Raw genomic sequence first — 16,414 nt, 5'->3', positions numbered from 1 at the left:
TCTATTGGCCGTGCCGGTGATTGATTGTCGGGAAGCTAACAAATGCGGCAATCATGTCGATTTCATCCGGTATATCTGGATTGTGTGATGAATCGAACTGAAAGCCTTGGTGGGCAAGGATTCGGTGGATTTGATCGATGTGAGTCGGCGATTGCCGGCTCGGTGAGGTGGCGCACGGTTTGCGCTAAATTGGCACGTTAAAATGCGGCTCCCGGATTATATGTTGCCCGGGATCTGTATATTGTTTTTCGTCTTTTAGTTATTTTCGTTTGAAAATAAATTAAATCGCGCGGATGTCGTGCGGCGTCGCTTCGATATATCGGACTGCGATCCGGATGAAGCGAAGTCGGTGCCGGGGCAGGCCACTTGCTCCGACGGAGCGCGTCGCTGTATCGCCGGCGCGCGAAGCCAACGCCGCGATCGGACGCGGCGAGCCACCGACTTGCCGTGCTGCGGCGAAAACGTGAAGAGAAGAGGGCGCGGGCGCCGGGCTCAGAAGTCGATCGCGTCGTCGGAATCGACGTCGGCGGCGGTGGCGAGCGCCTCGCGTGGGTCGCGCGGTGCCGACGCCGATGCGTCGAGCGACGGATTGCGCAGCTTCTCGAGCACGCGTTCGGGCACCGGGATCCGCATCCGCGCGGCGACGTCGCCGCACTGGAACATGATCAGTTCGCCCGGCTCGAACGCGGTCCACACTTCGTTGTCGGTGAGCGGCTGCGTTGCGATCACCGCGACGCGATCTTCGGGCGTCGTGTATTTCGCGAAGTCGATCGACAGGTCTTCGTCGACGAGGTGCGCGGTCGAGAACGGCCAGCGTCGCACGAGGTAGTGCAGCCGCGTCGAGCAGTGCGCGAACAGCGCCTGGCCGTTCGACATCAGGAAGTTGAACACGCCGTGATCGGTGATGCCGCGCGTCAGCTCGCCGACGCGCTCGAACAGCTCGGGCAGCGGCGGCTGCGCGCCGGGGAACGCTTCGCGCAGCCCCTGCATCAGCACGCAGAACGCCTGTTCGCTGTCGGTCGTGCCGACCGGATGGTAGACGCTGCCGTCCATGTCCGGAGCGTAGTCCTGCAGGTCGCCGTTGTGCGCGAAGATCCAGTGCCGGCCCCACAGCTCGCGCATGAACGGATGGCTGTTCTCGAGCAGGATGTGGCCTTGCGTCGCCTTGCGGATGTGCGCGATCGTGTTCTTGGACTTGATCGGGTAGCGCTTCACCATTTCGGCGATCGGCGACGTGGCCGATGCCTGGTGATCGATGAACAGGCGGCAGGCTTTATCTTCGAAGAACGCGATGCCCCAGCCGTCGGCATGGTGATCGGTGAGCCCGCCCCGGGCCGCGAAACCTGTGAAGGAGAATGTGACGTCCGTCGGCGCGGCGCAGTTCATTCCTAAGAGTTGGCACATTTTACTTGGGGCAGCAGGCTGAGGCGGGGGGGTAACGAACCGGGCGAACCCCGGTACAATGCGGCTTCTAGCATATCACCGAGCCCTGAGCGGTAAAAAGCGGATTCCGCCGGCCGAAGGCCCCGTGTTGCGGTTTGCCGTCAGTCGGCCCGCGCACGCGCGTTCCGGCCCCGCCGATGGCCAGCCCGTTCCTCACGACGCCTCCTATGACTGCCTCGAACGCTTCCTCCCCGGCGACGCTCTCGCTCGCCCGTCCCGACGACTGGCACCTGCACCTGCGAGACGGCGACATGCTGGCCGCCGTGCTGCCGCACACCGCACGCCAGTTCGGCCGCGCCATCGTCATGCCGAACCTGAAGCCGCCGGTGACGACCACCGCGCAGGCGCAGGCCTATCGCGAGCGCATTCTTGCCGCGCTGCCGGCCGGGATGACGTTCGAACCGCTGATGACGCTGTACCTGACCGACAACACGCCGCCCGACGAGATCCGTCGCGCGCGCGAAAGCGGCTTCGTGCACGGCGTGAAGCTGTATCCGGCCGGCGCGACGACGAATTCCGACCACGGCGTCACCGATCTCGCGAAATGCGCGAAGACGCTCGAGGCGATGCAGGAAACCGGCATGCCGCTGCTCGTGCACGGCGAGGTGACCGATGCGTCGATCGACCTGTTCGACCGCGAGAAGGTCTTCATCGACCGCGTGATGACGCCGCTGCGCCGCGATTTCCCGGGCCTGAAGGTCGTGTTCGAGCACATCACGACGAAGGACGCGGCCGACTACGTGCGCGACGCCGACGCGGCGCCCGGCCTGCTCGGCGCGACGATCACCGCGCATCACCTGCTGTACAACCGCAATGCGCTGTTCGTCGGCGGGATTCGCCCGCATTACTACTGCCTGCCGGTGCTGAAGCGCGAGACGCATCGCGTCGCGCTGGTCGAAGCCGCGACGTCGGGCAACCCGCGCTTCTTCCTCGGCACCGACAGCGCGCCGCATGCGCGCGACGCGAAGGAAACCGCGTGCGGTTGCGCGGGCTGCTACACGGCGCTGCACGCGCTCGAACTGTATGCGGAAGCGTTCGACACGGCCGGCGCGCTCGACAAGCTGGAAGGGTTCGCGAGCTTCTTCGGCGCCGATTTCTACGGACTGCCGCGCAGCGCCGAGACGGTTACGCTACGTCGCGAGGCGTGGGAGCTGCCGCGCGAGATCTTCGCGGGCGATACGCCCGTCGTGCCGCTGCGCGGCGGCGAGACGATCGGCTGGAAACTGGCCTGACCTTCGCGCCGCCGCGCGAGCCTGGCCGCACGGCCGGCGGCGCGCAGTGCTAGAATGCGCGTCGCAAAGCAGGCCAGGCAGTCGCGGCCTCGCCGCCTTCGGGCGCGCGGGGGCGAGGAAAGTCCGGACTCCACAGGGCAGGGTGATGGCTAACGGCCATCCGTGGCGACACGCGGAACAGGGCAACAGAAAGCAAACCGCCGATGGCCCGGCGCAAGCCGGGATCAGGTAAGGGTGAAACGGTGCGGTAAGAGCGCACCGCGGCGACGGCGACGTTCGCCGGCACGGTAACCTCCACCCGGAGCAATTCCAAGTAGGCAGGCGCGCATTTTCGGATGCAGGACGGGGCCCCCGTCTCGTCTGCGGGTAGGAAGCTTGAGCGCGTCAGCAATGGCGCGCCTAGAGGAATGGCTGCCACGCGTTGCGTGCTTCGGCGCGCAGCGTGCACAGAATCCGGCTTATCGGCCTGCTTTGCCGTTCGAATGCGAAAGGGCCGGCGTCTCCCAACGGAGCGCCGGCCCTTTTTTCATGCGCGCCCGCCGTGCGTTCAGCCGGCGACGATGTCGAACGAATGCGTGAGTTCGGCCGTTTTCGCGATCATGATCGACGCGGAGCAATACTTGTCGTGCGACAGGTTGATCGCGCGTTCGACCGTGGACGGGTTCAGGTTGCGGCCGGTGACGGTGAAGTGGAAGTGCACCTTCGTGAACACCTTCGGGTCTTCGCTCGCGCGTTCGGCCTTCAGCGTGACCGAGCAGCCGCTGACTTCCTGGCGGCTCTTCTTCAGGATCAGCACGACGTCATAGGCCGTGCAGCCGCCGGTGCCGAGCAGCACCATTTCCATCGGGCGCGGCGCGAGGTTGTGGCCGCCGCCTTCGGGCGCGCCATCCATCGTGACGAGGTGGCCGCTGCCGGTCTCGGCGGAAAACGCCATGCCGTCCTGCCCCATCCAGCTTACTTTGCATTCCATGCTTGCACTCCAGCTTTGCCTGATTCGGATTCGATCCGGCATTGTAGCCCGCGGCGCAACGGTCGGCTGATGCGCTGCACGACGGTCAATGCCGGAGCCGCGCGAGCGGCGCGCCGGACGGCCAATTCACCGTCGTATTTAGGGGTTTTGCTCTAGAAGAGGGCGATTCGTGATCCTGCCAGCCGGGATCAGATGGTTGATTTTAAAGGGAAAATAAATTTTTCAAACGCGCTTCGAAATATTCCGCATTATGGTGTTTGATTTCGTAATGCAAATTTTCTTGTGAAGTCGGAGACGCGTTCGTATAATGAGCCTCATTGGTTGTCGCGCTGCGGCAACCTCCGAATGTCTCCTCCACCCTCCTCCTATGGTGGATTAAGCCCGAACCAGCCGTTCGGGCTTTTTTTCGTCCCATGCAAACATCGGCGCGCGGCTTGCGCGCCCCGGCATCGTTACACCGGTTGCTTCGCGGCGGGCTGCGAGGTCGCACCGGGCGAGCGTGCGCCAGGTGCCGGCGCGTGGACGGCCGACGCGTGGCCGTGGCCGCGTGCGCAGAAGTGGCGGACGCGTTCGCGCACCGCGCGCAGGCGGGCGACGCGATCCTCGGCATGGGCGGCACGGGCTTCGGTAATCCGTGTATCGAGTGCGTCGAGCTTGGCTTCGCAGTCGGTGCGGGCGGCGACGGCAGGCGCCGCGGCGGCCAGCAGGGCGGCCGCAAGGAAGGGCGTAAGTCGTTGATTCATCATGCTTGTTTGTTGTTTTCCGTATTCGGCCGGTCTGGCGCGGCGAGGTCCGGTGCCGCGCGTCGATGGGTGCCTCCCCCGGGCGCTCGGTTCGCCTGGCTTGTCGGGGCACGAACGGATTTTGGCCCATTTCGGCCGCCGTGGGCACGGGGAGTGGATTCCCTTTGACCGCGTTGCCGTATTTCCTTTATAATTCAGGGCTTTTCCGCATTCATGCCCACGGAAAAAGAACAGGGAGAGCCTGCACCGCGCCTCGAAGCGCACACAGACAAGCAGGACGAACACATCGGGCAAAGCATTTTTTTTGGATCGATCATGAAGACGTTTTCCGCAAAAGCCCATGAGGTGACGCGCGAATGGTACGTGATTGACGCGACGGATAAGGTTCTCGGCCGTGTTGCCAGCGAAGTGGCACGCCGTCTGCGCGGCAAGCACAAGCCTGAGTTCACTCCGCACGTCGACACTGGTGATTTCATCATCATCGTCAACGCGAGCAAGTTGAAAGTCACGGGCAACAAGACGCTGGACAAGAAGTACTACCGTCACTCGGGCTACCCGGGCGGTATCTATGAAACGACGTTCGGCAAGATGCAAGAACGCTTCCCGGGCCGTGCGCTCGAGAAGGCGGTCAAGGGCATGCTGCCGAAGGGCCCGCTCGGCTACGCGATGATCAAGAAGCTGAAGGTCTACGCAGAAGCGACGCATCCGCACTCGGCTCAACAGCCGAAGGCGCTCGAGATCTAAGGGGACCCACATGATCGGTAACTGGAACTACGGTACGGGCCGCCGCAAGAGCGCAGTCGCACGTGTCTTCATCAAGGCTGGCAAGGGCGACATCATCGTCAACGGCAAGCCCATCGCTGACTACTTCTCGCGCGAAACGTCGCTGATGATCGTGCGTCAACCGCTGGAACTCACGAACCACGGCCAGACGTTCGACATCAAGGTCAACGTCAACGGCGGCGGCGAAACGGGTCAGGCAGGTGCAGTGCGCCACGGCATCACCCGTGCACTGATCGACTACGATGCGACGCTCAAGCCGTCGCTGTCGAGCGCAGGCTTCGTCACGCGCGATGCGCGTGAAGTCGAGCGTAAGAAGGTCGGTCTGCGCAAGGCACGCCGCGCCAAGCAGTTCTCGAAGCGTTAATTCCGCTTCATGGCATCGCCGCTTCCGGGCGGCGTCCGCCGAAAAAACCGCCAGCTTTCGCGCTGGCGGTTTTTTTATGTCCGTTTCCAGGCGCGTGCTGCCGCGGCCCGCGCGGGCGCGTTTGATGAAATCGACAAGAACCTATTGATTTCATGGACTTCAGCACGATCTTCTGATCGGCCCTACAATAGCGGCTAAAGCTTTTTGGAGAGTTCGCAATGAACGCTGTTACCGAATCCGCAGCAACGACGGCCGAAATGCCGGTTCCGTTCGTCTTCACCGACGCCGCGGCCGACAAGGTCAAGCAACTGATCGACGAAGAGGGCAATCCCGACCTGAAGCTGCGCGTGTTCGTGCAGGGCGGCGGCTGCTCCGGCTTCCAGTATGGCTTCACGTTCGACGAGGAAGTCAACGAGGACGACACCGTGATGAACAAGAACGGCGTCCAGCTCCTGATCGACTCGATGAGCTACCAGTACCTGGTCGGCGCCGAGATCGACTACAAGGACGACCTCAACGGCGCCCAGTTCGTGATCAAGAACCCGAACGCGAGCACCACCTGCGGGTGCGGCTCGTCGTTCTCGGTCTGACCGCACGGCAGGTCTACACCGGTTCGTCGGAATGAAAAACGGGGCTTCATGCCCCGTTTTTTTATGTCCGTCTGCGATGGCAATGCGGCACCCGCCGCGCCGCAGGCGTCGCGTCAGCGCGGATAGAGCGCGCCGAGCACGCGATTGCCGGCGGCACCGGTGACCGTCGCAAGATTGCCGGGCTGGCGCGCCGTGAAGCGGTATGCGAGCCACGCGAACGCGAGCGCCTCGACTTGCTGGGGCGGCACGCCGAGTGCGGCCGTCGTATCGACCGTGGCCGGCACACCTGCCTCGTGCAGTGCGTTCCGGAGGGCGTCGAGCAGCACCGGATTGCGTGCGCCGCCGCCGCATACGAACACGGCCTTGCAGCCCGCTGCGTGCTGCGCGATTTCGCGTGCGACCGACACGGCCGTGAGCGCGGTGAGGGTTGCCTGCACGTCCTGCGGCGCGACCTGTGCGAACGCGGCGAGCTTCGCGTCGAGCCATGCGGGATTGAACAGGTCGCGCCCGGTGCTCTTCGGCGGCGGTGCGGCGAAATACGGCTCGTCGAGCAGCGCGTCGAGCAGCGGCGCGTGGACGGTGCCGCGCGCGGCGAACTTGCCGCCGTCGTCGTACGGCTTGCCGAGATGACGGGTCGCCCATTCGTCGAGCAGCGCATTCGCGGGGCCGCAGTCGAAGCCGCGCACGTCGCCGCCTTCGCCGGGCAGGATCGTGATGTTGCTGATCCCGCCGAGATTGCAGACGACGCGCGTCTCGCCCGGCGCGCCGAATACCGTCGCATGGAAGGCCGGCGCGAGCGGCGCGCCGTGGCCGCCTGCGGCGACATCGCGGCTGCGGAAATCGGCGATCACGTCGACCTGGGTCAGCTCGGCAAGCAACGCCGGGTTGTTGATCTGCCGCGTATAGCCGCGCTCGGGGCGATGGCGCACGGTCTGGCCGTGCACGCCGATCGCGCGGATCTCGTCGCGCGACAGCCCGGCCGTGCGCTGCAATTCGTGGCAGCACACCGCATAGCGTGCGACCAGCGCGTTCGCGGCGACCGATTCGCGGTCGATTTCATCGTGGCCGGGCTGCTGCAGCGCGAACAGCGCGTCGCGCAGCGATTGCGCGAAGCCGACGAACGCTTCCGCGAGCACGACCGGCGCACGGCCGGCCTCGAAACGCACGGCGACGCCATCGACGCCGTCCATGCTGGTTCCCGACATCAGCCCGAAGTAGATGCCGTCGGCCGGATGGGCGTTTTGCGGCTGTCGTTGCGGCACGTGGGGTCCTCCTGGATCGTGCGGCGCGGGCCGGTGCCGCGCGCCTTGCGCCCGATTATCCGCGCAACATGACGCGCCGTTAAGCGATGCGCGCGCAAGTTATGGGAAAATCCCTGCTTTTGCGACATTCTTCCTGGCACCGATGAGCACCGAACCCAGTTCCAAGCCTGTTTTCCCGATCACCGACGAAGTCCGGCATGCGCTCGCCGTCACGAAGCGCGGCGTCGACGAGCTGCTGGTCGAGGAAGAGTTCGCGCAGAAGCTCGCGCGCAGCGCGGCCACGGGCACGCCGCTTCGCATCAAGCTCGGCCTCGACCCGACCGCACCTGACATCCACATCGGCCATACGGTCGTGCTGAACAAGATGCGTCAGCTGCAGGACCTCGGCCACACGGTGATCTTCCTGATCGGCGATTTCACGTCGCTGATCGGCGACCCGTCGGGCCGCAACGCGACGCGCCCGCCGCTCACGCGCGAGCAGATCGAATCGAACGCGAAGACCTACTTCGAGCAGGCCGCGCTCGTGCTCGACCGCGACAAGACCGAAATCCGCTACAACAGCGAATGGTCGATGCCGCTCGGCGCGGACGGGATGATCAAGCTCGCGTCGCGCTACACGGTTGCGCGGATCCTCGAGCGCGAGGATTTCACGAAGCGCTTCCAGGGCGGCGTGCCGATCTCGATCCACGAATTCCTGTACCCGCTGATGCAGGGCTACGACTCGGTCGCGCTGAACGCCGACCTCGAGCTCGGCGGCACCGACCAGAAGTTCAACCTGCTGGTCGGCCGCGAACTGCAGAAGCAATACGGCCAGGAACAGCAGTGCATTCTCACGATGCCGCTGCTCGAAGGCCTCGACGGCGTCGAGAAGATGTCGAAGTCGAAGGGCAACTACGTCGGCATCAGCGAGCAGCCGAACGACATGTTCGGCAAGCTGATGAGCATCTCGGACACGTTGATGTGGCGTTACTTCGAACTGCTGTCGTTCCGCCCGATGGACGAGATCGGCGGCTTCAAGCGCGAGATCGAAGGCGGCCGCAACCCGCGCGACTTCAAGGTGCTGCTCGCGCAGGAAATCGTCGCGCGCTTCCACTCGCAGGCCGACGCCGAGCGCGCGCTCGAGGACTTCAACCACCGCGCGAAGGGCGGCGTGCCGGACGACATTCCGTCGGTCACGCTTGCGGGCGCACCGCTCGCGATCGGTCAGTTGCTGAAGCAGGCCGGCCTCGTGCCGTCGACGAGCGAGGCACTGCGCAACATCGAGCAGGGCGGCGTGAAGATCGACGGCGCGACCGTGTCGGACAAGGGCCTGAAGGTCGAAGCCGGCGAGTTCGTCGTGCAGGTCGGCAAGCGCCGCTTCGCACGCGTCACGCTGACCGCATGATCGCGCTGATCCAGCGCGTGAAGCGCGCCGACGTGCGCGTCGGCGACCGCACGACGGGCGAGATCGGTGCGGGCCTGCTCGCGCTGGTCTGCGCGGAGCGCGGCGACACCGACGCGGCGGCCGACAAGCTGCTCGCGAAAATGCTCGGCTACCGCGTGTTCAGCGATGCCGCCGGCAAGATGAACCTGCCGGTGTCGAATATCGACGGCGAGGGCCGCGCAGGCGGCCTGCTGCTCGTGTCGCAGTTCACGCTGGCGGCCGATACCAACAGCGGGCTGCGTCCGAGCTTCACGCCGGCCGCGCCGCCCGACGAAGGCGCGCGGCTGTTCGACTATTTCGTCGCGGCCGCGCGTGCGCGCCATCCGGTCGTCGAGACGGGCGAGTTCGGCGCCGACATGCAGGTGTCGCTCGTCAACGACGGCCCCGTGACTTTCTGGCTGCAAGTGCGGCCCTGATTCTTCCCCGGAGACGCGCCGCGATGGCCACCACGCAGATTCTTTTCATCCGCCATGGCGAGACGGCCTGGAATCGCATCAAGCGCATCCAGGGTCATATCGACATTCCGCTGGCCGAAACGGGCCTCGAGCAGGCGCAAAAGCTGGCCGCGCGCCTCGCACGCGACGCGCGTGACGGTGCCCGGCTCGACGCGATCTATTCGAGCGACCTGATGCGCGCGCAGCAGACCGCGCAGCCGTTCGCCAACGCGCTCGGGCTGCCGCTGCGGTTGCGGGAAGGGCTGCGCGAACGCTCGTACGGCCAGTTTCAGGGGCATGACAGCGCCGAGATCGAGACGCTGTTTCCCGACGCATACGCGGCCTGGCAGACGCGCGACCCCGGCTTCGCGCCGGAAGGCGGCGAGTCGCAGCGCGAGTTCTACCACCGCGTGCTGCATGCGCTCGAGCCGATCGTCGCCGAGCATCCGGGCGGCCGGATCGCGTGCGTCGCGCACGGCGGCGTGCTCGATTGCGTGTACCGGTTTGCGAACGGCATCGAGCTGTCGGCGCCGCGCAATTACCAACTGCTCAATACGAGCATCAACGTCGTCGATTACGTCGATGGCCGCGCGCAGGTGGTGCAGTGGGCCGACGTGTCGCATCTGGACGCCGCGAGCGACGACGACGACGGGTACCGCAAGGTCCTCTGAGCCAGCGGGCCCCGTCCGGCGTCGCCGGCCGGGGTTTCCGGTGCCGGCTGCTTACTGCGGCAGCGCGTGGCGCGTCTTGTAGTCGAGCGCGTACGCGATCTTGCCGGGCTTGTCCGCCGCGATCGGCTGGCGCAGCTTGTCGAATTCCCCCTTGTTGTATTTCTTCCCGCCGTTGATCGCGTCCGCGCGCCCGAGGTCGGCCCCCGTCTTGCCGTCGATCACCGGGTCCGTGGCCGCGACCATGCGCGTCGACGCATTCCAGACCGCGTTCAGGTAGCCCGTGTCGGCTTTTGCCGGATCGGGGTCGGTTGCGCCGGCGCGCGCCAGGTCATAGCCGGCGAGCGAGAACGTGCCCGGTTGCGCGCGCAGCCAGTCGGCCCAGTAGAACTCGAGATAGTCGGTGGCTTGTGCGGGCTTGCTGTAGCCGATGTCGCGCGTGAAATAGACGAGCGAGCGGTAGCGGTCGTTCGTCATCCCGAGTTTCAGGCCGAGCCCGGTCGGCAGTTGGGCGGTCGTGATCGCCTTGCCTTCGCCGTTCTTGAGGCGCAGATAGCCGCGGCTCTGCATCTGCTGCCAGAACGCGTCACCCGAGTAGCCGCTGAGGTTGTCCTTGACGACGACGTGCACGTGCAGCGCCGGGCCGCCGTCGGGCGTCTCGTAGTAGGTCGACAGGCCGTGGTGGCCGTCGGTCAGGTACAGCGCATCGCCGTTCGGGCCGATCACGACCGGGTTCAGCACCGAGCGGTCGCGGGCGTTCGCGTCGGTCGTCGTGCACGTGTAGCTCGCGGGCTCGCGCAGCGCCGACCTGGCCGTATAGCCGCCCGAAGCGACGCCGCCGAGGCCTTCGTCCGCGCAGAAGTCGTCGAATTTCTTGTCGGGCTGCAGTTCGTAGCGGCCGAGCTTGTAGTAGATCTGGTCGTAGCCGATCGCACCCTGCGTCGGATGGAGGTCGCCGAGCGTCACGTCGATCAGGTCGCCTGCGCGAGCGGCCTTCCATTTGCCCGGTTGCGGCGTGACGGTGGCGGGCGGCGCGGGGGCCGGCACGGTCGGGGTGCCGCCGGACGGCGTTTGCGCGTCCGAACGCGCGACGGCGGCGACATCGTCGCCTCCGCAGGCGGTGAGGGCGAAGACGGTGGACAGGCTGGCGGCAAGGGCGAATCGGATCGGCAGGCGTGGCATCGCGGGCATCGGGTGTCGGTCGGGTGGGCGGGACACCGCGCGGGTCACGGACGGGCGGAACGGACGGCGCGTGCGACCGTGCGCGGGTGCAAGCCCGTCAGCTTGTCACAGGTATTTGACAGTAAATTGAAATGATGTGAGGAAGCGAATCGTCAGGCGGGCGGCGTGCCGTCGGGCGGTGTCGCGGTAGCGCGGCGGCGCGCACGCCTGGATGCGCCGTTCACGAGCGCCCAACGCAGCACGGGTGCGACGACCCGGATGCCGGGCCGGACCACCGCGCGGCGCAGCGGTGCGAACGCCGACACGCCGAGCATGCGCTGCGCCCATGGCGGCAGCAGGTCGATGCCGGCGTGCATCACCAGCGACGCGGCCGGCCGCAACGCGGGCTTCGCGACGGGCACGTTGAGCAGGATGGACATCACGTCGAACGTGCGCGGTCCGGCCTCGAGTTCAGGCTGCATGCGCGCGAGATACGCGGCCACCTCGGCGCGCGAACGGGGCACCCCATGTGCGCCGAGCAGTTCGGCGATCAATGCCGTTTCGGCGTAGTAGCGGTCCTGCAACTCACCCGGCAGTGCCGGATTCACGTAGCGCAGATGCGCGGCGAGGAAACTCGACACTTCCGCGACATGTACCCAGGTCAACAACGCCGGATCGTCGGCACGGTAGGGCCGGCCGTCCGGTGCGGTGCCCGATATGTGCGCGTGGATCGATTTCACGCGCTCGATCAGCGCGAGTGCGTCCGCGCGACTGCCGAACGTCGTACCGGTGATGAATGTGGCGGTGCGCCGCAAGCGGCCCAGGATGTCGGTGCGAAACGACGAGTGATCCCAGACGCCCGCGAGCGCGAGCGGATGGAGCGCCTGCAGCAGCAGCGCGGCGATGCCGCCCGTCATCATCGACGTGAAGTCGGCATGCACGCGCCAGCAGACGGCATCGGGGCCGAACAGCCCGGGGTCTCCCGGCGGCGAAGAAAGGTCGAGCGACGGGCCGCCGCCGCCCGCCGTCAGGTGCGTGACGCCGGCCACGAGCCGCTTGCGGATCGGCTCGGCCCAGCGCGGGCCCGGTGCGGGTGCGGCGGGGTGGTGGCTGGGCGGCGTCGTCATGGTGGGTGCGGCTTGGGCGACGGGTTACTTCCCGTCGGGGGTATCCCACTCGCCGCGTTCGGTGCGGCCGGTGTCGGGCACGGAAAGCCCGAAGTGGCGATAGGTGAGCAGCGTCGCGACGCGCCCGCGCGGCGTGCGCTGCAGGAAGCCCTGCTGGATCAGGTACGGCTCGAGTACGTCCTCGATCGTGTCGCGTTCTTCACCGATCGCCGCCGCGAGGTTGTCGATACCGACCGGGCCGCCGTCGAACTTGTACAGGATCGCCTCGAGCAGCTTGCGGTCCATCAGGTCGAAGCCGACCGGGTCGACGTCGAGCATCGCGAGCGCGGCATCGGCAACGGCCGCGGTGATCTGGCCGTCGGCCTTCACTTCCGCGAAATCGCGCACGCGGCGCAGCAGCCGGTTTGCAATCCGCGGCGTGCCGCGCGAGCGCTTCGCGATTTCGAGCGCGCCGTTCGGATCGATCTGCGCGTTCAGCAGCGACGCCGAGCGCCGCACGATGCGCGACAGTTGGTCGGCGTCGTAGAACTCGAGGCGCGCGACGATCCCGAAGCGATCGCGCAGCGGGTTGGTCAGCATCCCGGCGCGGGTGGTGGCGCCGACCAGCGTGAACGGCTGCAGGTCGAGCTTCACGCTGCGCGCGGCCGGGCCTTCGCCGATCATGATGTCGATCTGGTAATCCTCGAGTGCCGGATACAGGATTTCCTCGACGACCGGCGACAGCCGGTGGATTTCGTCGATGAACAGCACGTCGTTCGCCTCGAGGTTCGTCAGCAGCGCGGCGAGATCGCCCGCGCGCTCGAGCACGGGGCCCGACGTCTGGCGCAGGTTCACGCCCATCTCCCGCGCGATGATGTGCGCGAGCGTCGTCTTGCCGAGGCCCGGCGGCCCGAACAGCAGCACGTGGTCGAGCGGCTCGGAGCGGCGCTTGGCGGCTTCGATGAAGATCTCGAGCTGGCCGCGCACCTTTTCCTGGCCGACGTAGTCGTCGAGCTGGCGCGGCCGCAGCGCACGTTCGAACACCTCCTCGTGCGACGAGGTGGGTGTGGCGGCGATGATCCGCTGCTCGGTGGCGAGTTTGTCGGTTTCAATCATGCGGCCATTGTACCGCGCGCCGCTGTCCCGCCCACCTGGCCGAACGGCCGACTGGCGAGCGCCCCACGGCCGCGCGACACTGGCTTCAACGCACCGATAGGCGGTGCGTCATGCGGGCATTACACCTTCGACAACGCCTTCAGCGCGAGCTTGATGCCTTCGGATACACCGGTGCCGGCCGGCACGTTCTTGATCGCGGCGAGGCCTTCCTTTTCGGAATAGCCGAGCGCGAGCAGCGCGTTGAGGATGTCGGTTGCGTGGTCGGACGGCGACGCGGCGCCGGCGAGCGCACCGAGATCGGCGCCGAGCTTGCCCTTCAGTTCGAGCAGCAGGCGCTCGGCCGTCTTCTTGCCGATGCCGGGCAGGCGCGTCAGGCGCGCGGCGTCCTGCATCGTCACGGCCTGCGCGAGTTCCTGCACGCTCATGCCGGACAGCACGGCGAGCGCCATGCGTGCGCCGATGCCGGTGATCTTCAGCAGCTCGCGGAAGGTCGTGCGCTCCTGCGGCGTCAGGAAGCCGTACAGCAGGTTCGCGTCCTCGCGGACGATCTGCTGCGTGAGCAGCACGACGCGCTCGCCTGTTTGCGGCAGGTTGTAGAAGGTGCTCATCGGCACGTCGATTTCGTAGCCGACGCCGTTGCAGTCGACGAGCAGGTGAGGCGGGTTCTTTTCGAGCAGGATGCCGGCGATGCGACCGATCATGGATGGCGGGATGCGAGGAAGAAAGCGCGAGTGTAGCGCACGTGCGGCGCAATGCCGACGGGATCGGCCATCAGGCCGGGGCGAGGTGGGGGCGTGGGCGCGCCGCGTGCGGTCAAGAGGGGCGATCCGGTGCGCCGCACGCCGGCATGCGCGGCATCAGCCGACGAGGCGCCCGCGCCGCACGCGCAGCCCTTTCTTCGCGAGCGCCGGCGCGAGGCCGCCGAGCGTGCTGAGCGTGTTGCCGCCGTGCGCGTGGCAGATCGCCATGCCGAGCGCGTCGGCCGCGTCGGAGCCCGGTTGTCCGGAGAGGTTGAGCAGCCGTGTGACCATTTCCTGCATCTGCGTCTTGGTCGCGCGGCCGTAGCCGACCACGGCCTGCTTGAGCTGCAGCGCCGTGTATTCGGCGACCGGCAGGCCGCCCGCGACGAGGCCGCAGATCGCGGCGCCGCGTGCCTGGCCGAGCAGCAGCGTCGACTGCGGGTTCACGTTGACGAACACCTTTTCGATCGCGGACTGATCGGGGGCGTGCTCGCGCACGATGGTCGAGACGCCCTGGAAGATCGTGCCGAGCCGGGTGGCCAGGTCGGCGGTCGGCGTGCGGATCACGCCGCTCGCGACATACGCGAGCCGGTGGCCGCTGACGTCGATGATGCCGAAGCCGGTAACGCGCAGGCCGGGGTCGATGCCGAGAATTCGCATGGGTAAGGAGAAAAGCCTGATGCAGCGATACTACAACGAATGGTGCGGCGCGCTGGCCGCACGGTCGCGTACGAGGGCGCCGCGCAATAAAAAACCCGGCGGGTGCGATGCCGCCGGGTTGTCGTGCAGCGACCGCGCGGGCCGCATGCGATCAGTGACGGAAGTGGCGCACGCCCGTCAGGATCATCGCGATGTTGTGCTCGTCGGCGGCGGCGATCACTTCGTCATCGCGCATCGAGCCGCCCGGCTGGATCACGCAGGTCGCGCCGGCCGCCACGACGACGTCGAGGCCGTCGCGGAACGGGAAGAACGCATCCGATGCCACGGCCGAGCCGGCCAGCGTCAGGCCCGCGTTCTGCGCCTTGATGCTCGCGATGCGCGCGGAATCGACACGGCTCATCTGGCCTGCACCGACGCCGAGCGTCATGCCGTTGCCGCAGAACACGATCGCGTTCGACTTCACGTACTTCGCGACGCGCCATGCGAACAGCAGGTCGTCCATTTCCTTCGGCGTCGGGTGGCGCTTCGTGACGACACGCAGTTCGTGCGGCTGCACGTTCTTCGAGTCGAGCGACTGCACGAGCAGGCCGCCGCCCACGCGCTTCAGGTCGAATGCGTTATGGCCGTCGCCGAGCGCGATCTCGAGCAGGCGCACGTTCTGCTTCGCGGCGAACACCTGCTTCGCGGCGTCGGAGAACGACGGTGCGATCAGCACTTCGACGAACTGCTTCGCGACGGCCTGGGCAGCCGCTTCGTCGACTTCGCGGTTGAACGCGATGATGCCGCCGAATGCCGACGTCGGGTCCGTCTGGAACGCCTTTGCGTACGCATCGGCCGAATCGTTGCCGACCGCGACGCCGCACGGGTTCGCATGCTTGATGATCACGCAGGCCGGTGCGTCGAACGTCTTCACGCATTCCCACGCCGCGTCGGAATCCGCGATGTTGTTGTACGACAGTTCCTTGCCCTGCAGCTGGCGGTAGTTCGCAAGCGCGCCGGCCGGCGTCGCGAGGTCGCGGTAGAACGCGGCGCTCTGGTGCGGGTTCTCGCCGTAGCGGAGGTCCTGCACCTTGTCGAACGCCAGGTTCAGCGTCGCCGGGTACGCGCTGCGCGATGCGTGCTTCAGCTCGTCGGTCAGGCTCGTCAGGTAGTTCGTGATCGCGCCGTCGTATTGCGCGGTGTGCGCGAACACCTTCGTCGCGAGGCGGAAGTTGGTCGCGTAGCCGACCGCATTGCCGTTCGCCTTCATTTCATCGAGCACGACCGCGTAGTCGGCCGGATCGACGACGACCGTCACGTCGCGGTGGTTCTTCGCGGCCGAGCGCAGCATCGTCGGGCCGCCGATGTCGATGTTCTCGATCGCGTCGGCGAGCGTGCAGTCGTCCTTCGCGATCGTCGCGACGAACGGGTACAGGTTCACGACCAGCAGGTCGATCGTCGGGATGCCGTGTTGCTCCAGCGCCTGCATGTGCTCGGGCAGGTCGCGGCGGGCCAGGATGCCGCCGTGCACCTTCGGGTGGAGCGTCTTCACGCGCCCATCGAGCATTTCCGGGAAGCCCGTGTAATCGGCCACTTCGGTAACGGGCAGGCCCGCGTCGGCGAGCAGTTTCGCGGTGCCGCCGGTCGACAGGAGCTTGACGCCGAGGTCGGACAGCGACTTCGCGAAGTCGACGATGCCGGTCTTGTCGGAAACGGAAATGAGCGCTTGCTTGATCATGA

Annotated in this window: 18 protein-coding genes and 1 other RNA gene; 9 read left to right on the top strand and 10 right to left on the bottom strand. The window is 66.6% G+C overall.

Annotated elements, in window-relative coordinates; genetic code table 11:
- Nucleotides 1-492: 492 nt before the first annotated feature.
- Nucleotides 493-1,404, bottom strand: coding sequence for a class II glutamine amidotransferase (locus BDI24065_RS10830; RefSeq protein ID WP_175031222.1), 912 nt, complete (start codon nucleotides 1,402-1,404; stop codon nucleotides 493-495).
- Between the two features lie 206 nt (nucleotides 1,405-1,610).
- Here BDI24065_RS10830 and pyrC point away from each other — a divergent pair, with 206 nt between their 5' ends.
- Nucleotides 1,611-2,675 carry a dihydroorotase gene (gene pyrC / locus BDI24065_RS10825; protein ID WP_011350953.1) on the top strand — a complete coding sequence of 355 codons (1,065 nt, stop codon included), beginning with the start codon at nucleotides 1,611-1,613 and terminating at the stop codon, nucleotides 2,673-2,675.
- Nucleotides 2,676-2,740: 65 nt separating this feature from the next.
- Nucleotides 2,741-3,152, top strand: an RNA gene (gene rnpB / locus BDI24065_RS10820) — RNase P RNA component class A.
- A 70-nt stretch (nucleotides 3,153-3,222) separates the two neighbouring features.
- Here rnpB and BDI24065_RS10815 read toward each other — a convergent pair.
- Both BDI24065_RS10815 and BDI24065_RS10810 read right to left on the bottom strand, forming a co-directional pair.
- The gene (locus BDI24065_RS10815) at nucleotides 3,223-3,687 is read right to left on the bottom strand and encodes an OsmC family protein (RefSeq protein WP_175016056.1); all 465 of its coding nucleotides are present in this window, start codon (nucleotides 3,685-3,687) and stop codon (nucleotides 3,223-3,225) included.
- 410 nt (nucleotides 3,688-4,097) lie between these two features.
- A complete protein-coding gene (locus tag BDI24065_RS10810; protein WP_175031221.1) occupies nucleotides 4,098-4,391 on the bottom strand; it encodes a DUF1090 family protein in 294 nt (97 codons plus the stop codon).
- A gap of 312 nt (nucleotides 4,392-4,703) precedes the next feature.
- Between BDI24065_RS10810 and rplM the strand changes: the two genes are divergently transcribed.
- Genes rplM through erpA form a run of 4 tightly spaced genes read left to right on the top strand, consistent with a single transcriptional unit; the run spans nucleotide 4,704 to nucleotide 6,125 of the window.
- Nucleotides 4,704-5,132 carry a 50S ribosomal protein L13 gene (gene rplM / locus BDI24065_RS10805; protein ID WP_041490553.1) on the top strand — a complete coding sequence of 143 codons (429 nt, stop codon included), beginning with the start codon at nucleotides 4,704-4,706 and terminating at the stop codon, nucleotides 5,130-5,132.
- A 10-nt stretch (nucleotides 5,133-5,142) separates the two neighbouring features.
- A complete protein-coding gene (rpsI, locus tag BDI24065_RS10800; RefSeq protein WP_006476904.1) occupies nucleotides 5,143-5,535 on the top strand; it encodes a 30S ribosomal protein S9 in 393 nt (130 codons plus the stop codon).
- A gap of 9 nt (nucleotides 5,536-5,544) precedes the next feature.
- A complete protein-coding gene (locus tag BDI24065_RS10795) occupies nucleotides 5,545-5,733 on the top strand; it encodes a hypothetical protein (protein ID WP_175031082.1) in 189 nt (62 codons plus the stop codon).
- A 20-nt stretch (nucleotides 5,734-5,753) separates the two neighbouring features.
- A complete protein-coding gene (gene erpA / locus BDI24065_RS10790; RefSeq protein ID WP_011350956.1) occupies nucleotides 5,754-6,125 on the top strand; it encodes an iron-sulfur cluster insertion protein ErpA in 372 nt (123 codons plus the stop codon).
- Between the two features lie 113 nt (nucleotides 6,126-6,238).
- Here erpA and BDI24065_RS10785 read toward each other — a convergent pair whose 3' ends face one another.
- A complete protein-coding gene (locus BDI24065_RS10785; protein WP_175031220.1) occupies nucleotides 6,239-7,387 on the bottom strand; it encodes an anhydro-N-acetylmuramic acid kinase in 1,149 nt (382 codons plus the stop codon).
- Nucleotides 7,388-7,529: 142 nt separating this feature from the next.
- Here BDI24065_RS10785 and tyrS point away from each other — a divergent pair, with 142 nt between their 5' ends.
- The 3 genes from tyrS to BDI24065_RS10770 are packed head-to-tail and all read left to right on the top strand — an operon-like array spanning nucleotide 7,530 to nucleotide 9,915.
- The gene (gene tyrS / locus BDI24065_RS10780) at nucleotides 7,530-8,771 is read left to right on the top strand and encodes a tyrosine--tRNA ligase (protein WP_122944484.1); all 1,242 of its coding nucleotides are present in this window, start codon (nucleotides 7,530-7,532) and stop codon (nucleotides 8,769-8,771) included.
- Nucleotides 8,768-9,226 carry a D-aminoacyl-tRNA deacylase gene (gene dtd / locus BDI24065_RS10775; protein WP_011350959.1) on the top strand — a complete coding sequence of 153 codons (459 nt, stop codon included), beginning with the start codon at nucleotides 8,768-8,770 and terminating at the stop codon, nucleotides 9,224-9,226. Before tyrS ends, dtd begins: the two co-directional genes overlap by 4 nt.
- Nucleotides 9,227-9,249: 23 nt before the next feature.
- Nucleotides 9,250-9,915, top strand: a complete 666-nt coding sequence (locus tag BDI24065_RS10770; RefSeq protein WP_175031219.1) for a histidine phosphatase family protein — start codon at nucleotides 9,250-9,252, stop codon at nucleotides 9,913-9,915.
- 51 nt (nucleotides 9,916-9,966) lie between these two features.
- Here BDI24065_RS10770 and BDI24065_RS10765 read toward each other — a convergent pair whose 3' ends face one another.
- The 6 genes from BDI24065_RS10765 to purH all read right to left on the bottom strand — a co-directional run bounded on the left by BDI24065_RS10765 (nucleotide 9,967) and on the right by purH (nucleotide 16,412).
- A complete protein-coding gene (locus BDI24065_RS10765) occupies nucleotides 9,967-11,094 on the bottom strand; it encodes a ParB/Srx family N-terminal domain-containing protein (RefSeq protein ID WP_175031234.1) in 1,128 nt (375 codons plus the stop codon).
- Between the two features lie 152 nt (nucleotides 11,095-11,246).
- The gene (locus BDI24065_RS10760) at nucleotides 11,247-12,200 is read right to left on the bottom strand and encodes an oxygenase MpaB family protein (RefSeq protein WP_175031218.1); all 954 of its coding nucleotides are present in this window, start codon (nucleotides 12,198-12,200) and stop codon (nucleotides 11,247-11,249) included.
- A 24-nt stretch (nucleotides 12,201-12,224) separates the two neighbouring features.
- The gene (gene ruvB, locus BDI24065_RS10755; protein WP_069247143.1) at nucleotides 12,225-13,295 is read right to left on the bottom strand and encodes a Holliday junction branch migration DNA helicase RuvB; all 1,071 of its coding nucleotides are present in this window, start codon (nucleotides 13,293-13,295) and stop codon (nucleotides 12,225-12,227) included.
- Nucleotides 13,296-13,414: 119 nt separating this feature from the next.
- A complete protein-coding gene (gene ruvA, locus BDI24065_RS10750; protein ID WP_069247144.1) occupies nucleotides 13,415-13,996 on the bottom strand; it encodes a Holliday junction branch migration protein RuvA in 582 nt (193 codons plus the stop codon).
- A 156-nt stretch (nucleotides 13,997-14,152) separates the two neighbouring features.
- Nucleotides 14,153-14,695 carry a crossover junction endodeoxyribonuclease RuvC gene (gene ruvC, locus BDI24065_RS10745; RefSeq protein WP_011350965.1) on the bottom strand — a complete coding sequence of 181 codons (543 nt, stop codon included), beginning with the start codon at nucleotides 14,693-14,695 and terminating at the stop codon, nucleotides 14,153-14,155.
- A 151-nt stretch (nucleotides 14,696-14,846) separates the two neighbouring features.
- Nucleotides 14,847-16,412: a bifunctional phosphoribosylaminoimidazolecarboxamide formyltransferase/IMP cyclohydrolase gene (gene purH / locus BDI24065_RS10740; RefSeq protein ID WP_175031217.1), complete on the bottom strand. Its 1,566-nt coding sequence runs from the start codon at nucleotides 16,410-16,412 to the stop codon at nucleotides 14,847-14,849.
- Between the last annotated feature and the right edge of the window lie 2 nt (nucleotides 16,413-16,414).

The organism is Burkholderia lata (genome assembly GCF_902499025.1).
Taxonomy (GTDB): domain Bacteria; phylum Pseudomonadota; class Gammaproteobacteria; order Burkholderiales; family Burkholderiaceae; genus Burkholderia; species Burkholderia lata_C.
This window is presented reverse-complemented; position numbering and strand designations above follow the sequence as displayed.

What these genes read in the sequence shown, in the direction of transcription:
- BDI24065_RS10830 (WP_175031222.1), bottom strand. Translation starts at nt 1,404, where the DNA reads ATGTGCCAACTCTTAGGAATGAACTGCGCCGCGCCGACGGACGTCACA.
- pyrC (WP_011350953.1), top strand. Translation starts at nt 1,611, where the DNA reads ATGACTGCCTCGAACGCTTCCTCCCCGGCGACGCTCTCGCTCGCCCGT.
- BDI24065_RS10815 (WP_175016056.1), bottom strand. Translation starts at nt 3,687, where the DNA reads ATGCCGGATCGAATCCGAATCAGGCAAAGCTGGAGTGCAAGCATGGAA.
- BDI24065_RS10810 (WP_175031221.1), bottom strand. Translation starts at nt 4,391, where the DNA reads ATGATGAATCAACGACTTACGCCCTTCCTTGCGGCCGCCCTGCTGGCC.
- rplM (WP_041490553.1), top strand. Translation starts at nt 4,704, where the DNA reads ATGAAGACGTTTTCCGCAAAAGCCCATGAGGTGACGCGCGAATGGTAC.
- rpsI (WP_006476904.1), top strand. Translation starts at nt 5,143, where the DNA reads ATGATCGGTAACTGGAACTACGGTACGGGCCGCCGCAAGAGCGCAGTC.
- BDI24065_RS10795 (WP_175031082.1), top strand. Translation starts at nt 5,545, where the DNA reads ATGGCATCGCCGCTTCCGGGCGGCGTCCGCCGAAAAAACCGCCAGCTT.
- erpA (WP_011350956.1), top strand. Translation starts at nt 5,754, where the DNA reads ATGAACGCTGTTACCGAATCCGCAGCAACGACGGCCGAAATGCCGGTT.
- tyrS (WP_122944484.1), top strand. Translation starts at nt 7,530, where the DNA reads ATGAGCACCGAACCCAGTTCCAAGCCTGTTTTCCCGATCACCGACGAA.
- dtd (WP_011350959.1), top strand. Translation starts at nt 8,768, where the DNA reads ATGATCGCGCTGATCCAGCGCGTGAAGCGCGCCGACGTGCGCGTCGGC.
- BDI24065_RS10770 (WP_175031219.1), top strand. Translation starts at nt 9,250, where the DNA reads ATGGCCACCACGCAGATTCTTTTCATCCGCCATGGCGAGACGGCCTGG.
- BDI24065_RS10765 (WP_175031234.1), bottom strand. Translation starts at nt 11,094, where the DNA reads ATGCCACGCCTGCCGATCCGATTCGCCCTTGCCGCCAGCCTGTCCACC.
- BDI24065_RS10760 (WP_175031218.1), bottom strand. Translation starts at nt 12,200, where the DNA reads ATGACGACGCCGCCCAGCCACCACCCCGCCGCACCCGCACCGGGCCCG.
- ruvB (WP_069247143.1), bottom strand. Translation starts at nt 13,295, where the DNA reads ATGATTGAAACCGACAAACTCGCCACCGAGCAGCGGATCATCGCCGCC.
- ruvA (WP_069247144.1), bottom strand. Translation starts at nt 13,996, where the DNA reads ATGATCGGTCGCATCGCCGGCATCCTGCTCGAAAAGAACCCGCCTCAC.
- ruvC (WP_011350965.1), bottom strand. Translation starts at nt 14,695, where the DNA reads ATGCGAATTCTCGGCATCGACCCCGGCCTGCGCGTTACCGGCTTCGGC.
- purH (WP_175031217.1), bottom strand. Translation starts at nt 16,412, where the DNA reads ATGATCAAGCAAGCGCTCATTTCCGTTTCCGACAAGACCGGCATCGTC.